Genomic DNA, 7,050 nt, shown 5'->3' on the forward strand with positions numbered 1-7,050 from the left:
GATGAACAAATGTAGTATACTTATATTGTTCAATCATCGTTGTTGTTGTGACGGGGTTTGATTAAACAATTAGGGTTTACAGATGTTAGGTGGTGAATTGATGTCAAAAATAGGTTATGCGAGGGTCTCAACAAAAGAACAGAATCTTGATTTACAAATTGAGTATTTAAAAAGTCATCGCGTTGAAGATGGTCTGATATTTATTGATAAAGGTGTATCGGGTGGTGTTGCACCTGAACAGCGTGGTGGTTTTAAACAACTGTTACAAAAGGCTCGTTCAGGTGATACATTAGTTGTTTATAAGTTGGATCGTATTTCACGTAAGTATGATGATGTTCAAGATGTGATTAAGACATTAAAAGATATGGGCTTAAACTTTGAAATTGGTGGGCTACCTAACATCAATACTGGTAACAAACTGATGGATAAAGCTTTAACAGATATGTTGTTGAACTTGTTAGGTTATGTTGCTGAAAATGAACGAGCGTACATCAAAGAGCGTCAACGTGATGGTATTGAGCTTGCTAAGAAACAAGGTCGCTTTAAAGGTAAGCCGAAGAAATACAGCGCCAATTCAAAAGATAAATACGGTCGCTATATTTACAACCAAATTGTTGAAGATTTAAAAAGTGGTATGAGTTGCAATGCAGTACGTTTAAAACATGAGGTTGGTGTTGGTACTGTTCAACGCATTGCTCGTGAAATGGAGGAGGATAATGATGAATCAAAGAATAGTAAAAATTAGAGAAGAACATGATAATTATATGGAGCCTTTGCATAAAAATGTTAGAAGTACACAAGAACGAATTAATAAAGATAAATCTAAGTTAGCTAAACATAAACGTAAAGTTGAAAAAGCTCAACTTGAATATCGTGATTACGCTAAAGGTGAGTTATTAGAGATGATCGATTCTGGTGAAATTGATGTTAAGGATTTATCCACTATCCAATCATATTTATTTGATGATAGTGGTTCACTTGATGTATCAAGTGAGGTTGACGTTTCATCATCTGCTACAGATGAAACGGCACAGTCTACATCATCACATTCTGATGTAGACCATAACCCTTTTGCTGACGCTAACCGTCATAGCTAAAGGGTATCACATCGACGGCACAATCCCGGCGATGTTGCACACCTTCGGTGTGTACTCGCTAGAGAGTTAAGAGAGAGCGCAGCGTCTCTCTTACAAGCACCCAATGTTTACATTGGGACTGCTTGCCTCAGATTTATAAGGGGTGCTATGCGTTGAGCATGGTGCCCTGCAATAAATCGCATTTGACGTGTTGCAACTGTCGCACATTTCTGCGACGCAACACGTATTTTAATACACAATTAGCCCACAATTATTGGGCGTGTATTAAAATCAATCTTTTGAACTTGAAGGAGTGAACATTATGTCAGATGTGAAACATAAATTGCCCGAAACAGAACGCAAAACGAAGACGATTGTGTTTCGGGTTCGTGCAGATGAATATGATAGGTTAAAGGCTTTGTCAGATGAATTAAGAGGGTACAAATCGCCGAATGAGATTGCCCGGTTAATCACATTAGAATGGCTCGACCATAAGCAAACGTTTAAGCCAAAACAAGCGTTTGATAATGAGACATTTGAATTAATGAAAGACCTTCAAATTTTAGCAAGTGAGTTGCGAAATGATATACAAGGTATCGCACGAAACTTTAACCAATATATAAAGCTATTGAACACACGTAAGTTAAGCAATGAATTAAGTGTAGATGATTTAAAAAATATCGATGAGTTCCGACAACAGTTTAGGAAAACGAGAAAAAACATCGGAGATTTTAACAGAAAGGTGGGGTCATTATCGCAACAATCCAAGTGAGTTCAACACGCAATGTTCAAAAGTCAATCGATTATGTTTTAAGTTCAAAACCACACTACAATCATGAACATACAAATGGTCGGAGGGTACAAGCTGTTTCGGGTTTAAATTTGGCTGTAACTGGTGATAGTGCATTTCTAGCTAAACCACAAATGAGAGATGTTCAAAAACAATACAATAAACATGAAGGTTATGTTCAAGGGTACACAATCATCGACAGTTATTCTGAAGATGAAATACCTAAGGACGGTAAACGTTCAACGATACAAATTGTGAATGAGATGGGTTTAGAAAAAGCTAGACGCATATACGGTGAAAACTATCAATGTTTAGTCGTTACACAATGCGATGGTAAGTCGGGGTTATATCACAATCATCTCATTAGCAATGCAGTAGGTGCCGACGGCAAGTCACAACGAGGTGACATAACAAAATGGACAAAATTAGCTGAAATTAGCGATCAAGTCATGATCGATTACGGGTACACACCTTTAGACAAAGACAACTGGCGTTTAAATAAAACACGTAAACAAGAAGCACGTTCGAAAGGTGAATATGTATCACAGAATGAGCGTAAAGCACGCAAAAACGGTATGACATTAGCCAAAGATGAAGTGCGAGAACAAATTCAAAAAGTCATCGATGATGAAAACGTGAAATCATTTGACGACTTTAAACAGATGTTAAACGAAGAATATCAAATTGGCGTTGAAGACGCAGGAACAAAAGATGGTGAAAACATCAAATACAGCTTTAGTTACACGAATAAAAAGGGTGAAACATCTGAAAAAACAATTAAAGCGAAGACATTAAGTAAAGACGATTACACGTTATCAGGTGTTAAATCAAAAATTGAAGATAAGCTAATTGAAACAGGTAACTTTGAAATTAATACCGATGATTTAACACAACAGCAACAACAAATGTTATCAAAGTTAACTGTTCCGGAAGATGATGAAGATGAACTGGAATTGGAATTTGATGATGAAAGCATAGCATTTTTAGATCAAATCAATGAGGAGGTAAAAGAATATGGCAGAGAAAAACACAGCGCAAAAGATACTAGAAGCACTCAACGTATTGAACAACAACATCGAGACCATCAACGACACATCGAAAACAACGAAACAAGTACAACAAGATCTGCAAACCGTAGCAAACGATCTAAAAACAAAGACACAGGATTTGAACTTGGATAGCAAAACACACCAAGATATTAACACTTTGGCAAAAAAATTGGACACTTACGCAAAACAAGAGCGTGACATCAAAGTGTCTTTGAAATCAAGCGACTTATACGACATCGCCGGTACTGTTAAGAAAGGTTTAACAAACAACTTAGAAAAGGCAACAGATGACGTGGTTAAAGAAACCAATGAATTTAGAGTTAAATCTCAAAATGAAATCAAGGAGGCAACAAACGAACTGATTTCATATTCAAGGAAGTTGAAAGATGAAACCGAAAAATATAAGAAGTGGTATGTTTCAGCGATGGTGGGATTTGTTGCATTTGCTGTTGTGTTGTTGTTATTCACAATGCTTGCAGATATGCCATTTTTAGAACATGCGTATCAATTCATCGCAACAAAGATAGAACATAGTAAAACATGGTATGTAACAGGTCTGTGGTACCTTGCATATCTCATTACGCCAATGTTCTGGGTTGGTGTCGTAACAGGCGTGGCGTATTTGTTGCACCGATGGTACACTGATTAAGAGGTGGTACAATGATAACAATCAAGCAACTCGCCGATAAATTAGGGGTATCAAAACCGACAATCACGCGAAACAAACCGGAACACATGGATTTTACAGTTATCGACGGTGTGAACTACATCAACGAAACATTAGAACAACAGATTACTGAAAAAGTGTTACAGAATAAAACACGCTACAGCAGTGATACATCAACCGAAACAAACGACAGTACGTTAGTACAACAGTTGTTGCAAGAGAATGCGTTTCTCAGAGCTCAAATTGAAGAAAAGGACGCATTATTAAAGACACAAGCAAAGTTATTAGATCAGCAACAACAATTAAATTTAATTACGGGTCAACGGTTGAATGAATTGGAAAGTAGTTCAGAAGAAAGTACAGAGATTGAAGAAGAATCAGCACCGGAGAAGAAAGGGCTTTTCAAAAGATGGTTCGGACAAAATAAATAGCACGAATGCGTTGAAAACGCAAACGTGCTATAATAAATAAAGAAGACACGTCGGCTAACGTGTCAACAATGATGATATTGTTATATGTTTGATAATGATAATAAAGATGATGGTTTTGTTTCTTTATTATTCAATAATGATTATATCATAATTTTGTGTGCGATGCACACACTTTAACACAAAAGTAAAACAACTTTGTTGATACATAGGCAACGTGTCTTCCAATCAGAATCGAAAGGAAGATACATTATGAGCAAGAACAATACAGTACAAAAGCAGAACAGACCAACACTTAATAATAAGTGGTTTACAGACATTCATGTAATTAATGATGGTATATTTACGAGCTATAAAAATTATGGAACGTTATATAACAATGTGAATAAGACGTTATCTAATACTGAAGTTGATGACGACTTATACAACTATCTTAAAGATGTAGTATTTGAATTGGATACCGACAATACATTTAATGACGCAACAATGGAAATGTATTTGCATAAAGATAATGACGACGAAGATATAGAGGTAGATGACCCAACAGATAAACGTATAATTAAAGCATTAGGACGTTATCACGCATATTTAAAATTAATGTGCGTTGTTGTAGATCAATATAACCCTCGTTGTTGCTTTTTAAAAGCCACATTTAAGCCAAAATTCGATAAAGGTAATTTAATACGCTTGATACGTAAGAACGTTCAAATTGACCCGGAATTACTTGCAAACTTCATACTAGAACATCATGTTAAAGGTTATATGCAAATCTCATCGATTGATGGTGCTGAAGATTTAATTTATTACTATGACCGAAATACACATAAAGTAACACAGTTTAAGAAAACTGTTGTGAAACGTAAAGTACAACACCTTGTACATCAAATTTATAGTGGCTTTAGATCAGAGAACAGTAAAGCAGAGAAACAAGTTGTTGATACAGTAATGAACTTAATACCTAATGCTGATGATTTAGACGCTAATTTAATTGATAAATATACTGAAGAACACCCACAACACGTGTGGTTCAAAAATGGTATATACGATATAGAACAGGATCAATTAATAGAACATAAACGTACACAATATTTGAGACAACATCATGACTACAATTTACCGGTAGCTAACGATGATAAAGAACCATTGACATTGCAATATCTTGAAACAAAATGCCCGAAAACATTAAATCGTTTAAGTTTATTGGTGGGTAATGCATCAGAATACATGACAACATTACTTGGTTATAGTTTCATGCATACGCATAAATTGTGGAATATCGTAACGTTTTTATACGACCCAAACGGTTCAAGTGGTAAATCATTCTTCATTGGTAATGTGATTGAAAAAATGTTTGGTTCGGCTAATATTCAAAGTGTAGGTTTAAACCAGTTAAGTGCTAACCGATTCGCTTCATCGGATATGGTAGGTAAAGAAATGAATTTAGTTACAGAGGTTGATGACTCACACTTTAACGCTGAATTAATTAATAATTTAAAGAAAATATCAGGTGGTGACACGGTACGTGTTGAGGCTAAATTCAAACAAGGTAAACCAGCAGCACTATACTCAAAAATGCTATTTTCGATGAATAAGGGATTACCACAAGTTTCAACATCATTACAAGATGGTGGTGTGTTACGTCGTATTGTGATTGTACCTACAACCGGTCATAAACCAACAGCCAAAGATAAAGAAGATTTCACACAAACTGTAATCAATGAAGAATTGCCGTATTTTGCATTATATTGCATGAAAAAGTTCAATCAACATTATCAAAATGGTGTGTTTAACGACTTTAGCCCAGTTGATGTAAATAACCCATTGGTTACAAACGAAATGGCTATGCAAACACGCAAATTTATAGATAAAGACAATAGAATACTTCAATTCTTTATCTATAAAGCTATCGACTATTTAGACAACACAACAAAAGAAATTACATCACAACAAGATATGATTAATGTATTAGTTGAGATGTTGAAATACTATCCAAAAAGTACAATGAAAGATGATTTCATCAATTGGTTTAAATCAGTAGAAGAATATAAAAACGATAAAGGTTTAAAGAAGTATTTCAAAGATAATATGGATCAACAATTCAGTGGCTTTGGTTTAAATATGGAAAGCAGAACACGTGTCAGACACCCTAAAACAGGTAAAACAATTGATGTGCTACAAGAAAAAGCAATACCACATATAGTTGAGCGTATTGTTGAACATTTAAATTACGAAGATTATACAAATAAACAACATGAAGACAATACAAAATCATTTAACCCAAACATCGTTAATTTTGGCGGTGGTTCTAATGCTTAACAAAGATTACTACACATACGACATTGAAGTTATCAATAACGGTGTAACAATAGCGTTATTAGATATGCATACTAACCAAATGTATATGTATTTTCACAGAATCAAGCCTGTATATGATGATGAATATACAGTGCTTGATTACAATACATTTCATTCAATTATCAATGACGGTATATTCATCGGTTTTAATAATAAGCATTATGATAAGTATATTTTAAGTTTAGTTAAACATGGTTATGATACTGATAGTATTAAACAACTATCTGATGACATTGTAAATAATACAATTTCAAAAGAACGATTGTTTGATTTACCCAAAATGAATGATAAACATATTGAATATGACGTTAAAGACGTAGTAGGTGAACGTATCAGCTTAAAACAAATGGAAAGTTATATGCAACTTGATATTGTTGAAGATGAAGGGTTGTTATTTAAAGACACATTAACTGAAGATGAATTATTAAAAGTCGTGAAATATAACATGTACGATGTGAGAGCGACCGCTAAGTTATTTATGCACGTATATGAAAGTCATTTTGAAGTATCTGAGAGCCTTGTTGAATCGTTCAATTTAAATGATCGTGATGTGGGTAAGTCACAAGGATCTATGATTGATAAGATACTAACAGACAACTATACACATAAACCAAAAGATATAGATAAACCAACATTAAACTATAATGGATTTGATTTAAGCTCATTATTTGATGTAGATAACGTT

Annotated in this window: 8 protein-coding genes; all 8 read left to right on the plus strand. The window is 34.5% G+C overall.

Translation table 11 applies throughout. The features are described 5' to 3' along the window. The first annotated feature begins 100 nt into the window (after positions 1-100). On the plus strand, positions 101-745 hold the full coding sequence (locus tag HMPREF2706_RS00785) for a recombinase family protein (RefSeq protein ID WP_070862107.1): 645 nt from the start codon (positions 101-103) through the stop codon (positions 743-745). Beyond that, positions 720-1,097, plus strand: coding sequence for a hypothetical protein (locus tag HMPREF2706_RS00790; RefSeq protein WP_070862109.1), 378 nt, complete (start codon positions 720-722; stop codon positions 1,095-1,097). The genes HMPREF2706_RS00785 and HMPREF2706_RS00790 overlap by 26 nt, the downstream gene beginning before the upstream one ends. Positions 1,098-1,398: 301 nt before the next feature. Continuing rightward, entirely contained in the window at positions 1,399-1,848 is a 450-nt protein-coding gene (locus tag HMPREF2706_RS00795) for a hypothetical protein (RefSeq protein ID WP_070862112.1), read from the plus strand. Beyond that, a complete protein-coding gene (locus HMPREF2706_RS12285; protein ID WP_256322922.1) occupies positions 1,845-3,047 on the plus strand; it encodes a relaxase/mobilization nuclease domain-containing protein in 1,203 nt (400 codons plus the stop codon). Before HMPREF2706_RS00795 ends, HMPREF2706_RS12285 begins: the two co-directional genes overlap by 4 nt. Positions 3,048-3,072: 25 nt before the next feature. Continuing rightward, positions 3,073-3,564, plus strand: coding sequence for a hypothetical protein (locus tag HMPREF2706_RS00805; protein WP_371106839.1), 492 nt, complete (start codon positions 3,073-3,075; stop codon positions 3,562-3,564). Between the two features lie 86 nt (positions 3,565-3,650). After that, a complete protein-coding gene (locus HMPREF2706_RS00810) occupies positions 3,651-4,013 on the plus strand; it encodes a hypothetical protein (RefSeq protein ID WP_256322923.1) in 363 nt (120 codons plus the stop codon). Positions 4,014-4,262: 249 nt separating this feature from the next. Beyond that, the gene (locus tag HMPREF2706_RS00815; protein ID WP_064137612.1) at positions 4,263-6,326 is read left to right on the plus strand and encodes a DUF5906 domain-containing protein; all 2,064 of its coding nucleotides are present in this window, start codon (positions 4,263-4,265) and stop codon (positions 6,324-6,326) included. Further along, a partial coding sequence (locus tag HMPREF2706_RS00820) for a hypothetical protein (protein WP_141761265.1) occupies positions 6,319-7,050 on the plus strand: 732 nt, incomplete at its 3' end. The genes HMPREF2706_RS00815 and HMPREF2706_RS00820, both read left to right, overlap by 8 nt.

Source organism: Staphylococcus sp. HMSC067F07, from assembly GCF_001837405.1.
GTDB classification, from domain to species: domain Bacteria; phylum Bacillota; class Bacilli; order Staphylococcales; family Staphylococcaceae; genus Staphylococcus; species Staphylococcus capitis.

Bases quoted from the DNA above. Each gene is read 5' to 3' on its own strand.
- HMPREF2706_RS00785 (WP_070862107.1), top strand. From the start codon at position 101: ATGTCAAAAATAGGTTATGCGAGGGTCTCAACAAAAGAACAGAATCTT.
- HMPREF2706_RS00790 (WP_070862109.1), top strand. From the start codon at position 720: ATGAATCAAAGAATAGTAAAAATTAGAGAAGAACATGATAATTATATG.
- HMPREF2706_RS00815 (WP_064137612.1), top strand. From the start codon at position 4,263: ATGAGCAAGAACAATACAGTACAAAAGCAGAACAGACCAACACTTAAT.
- HMPREF2706_RS00810 (WP_256322923.1), top strand. From the start codon at position 3,651: ATGGATTTTACAGTTATCGACGGTGTGAACTACATCAACGAAACATTA.
- HMPREF2706_RS00795 (WP_070862112.1), top strand. From the start codon at position 1,399: ATGTCAGATGTGAAACATAAATTGCCCGAAACAGAACGCAAAACGAAG.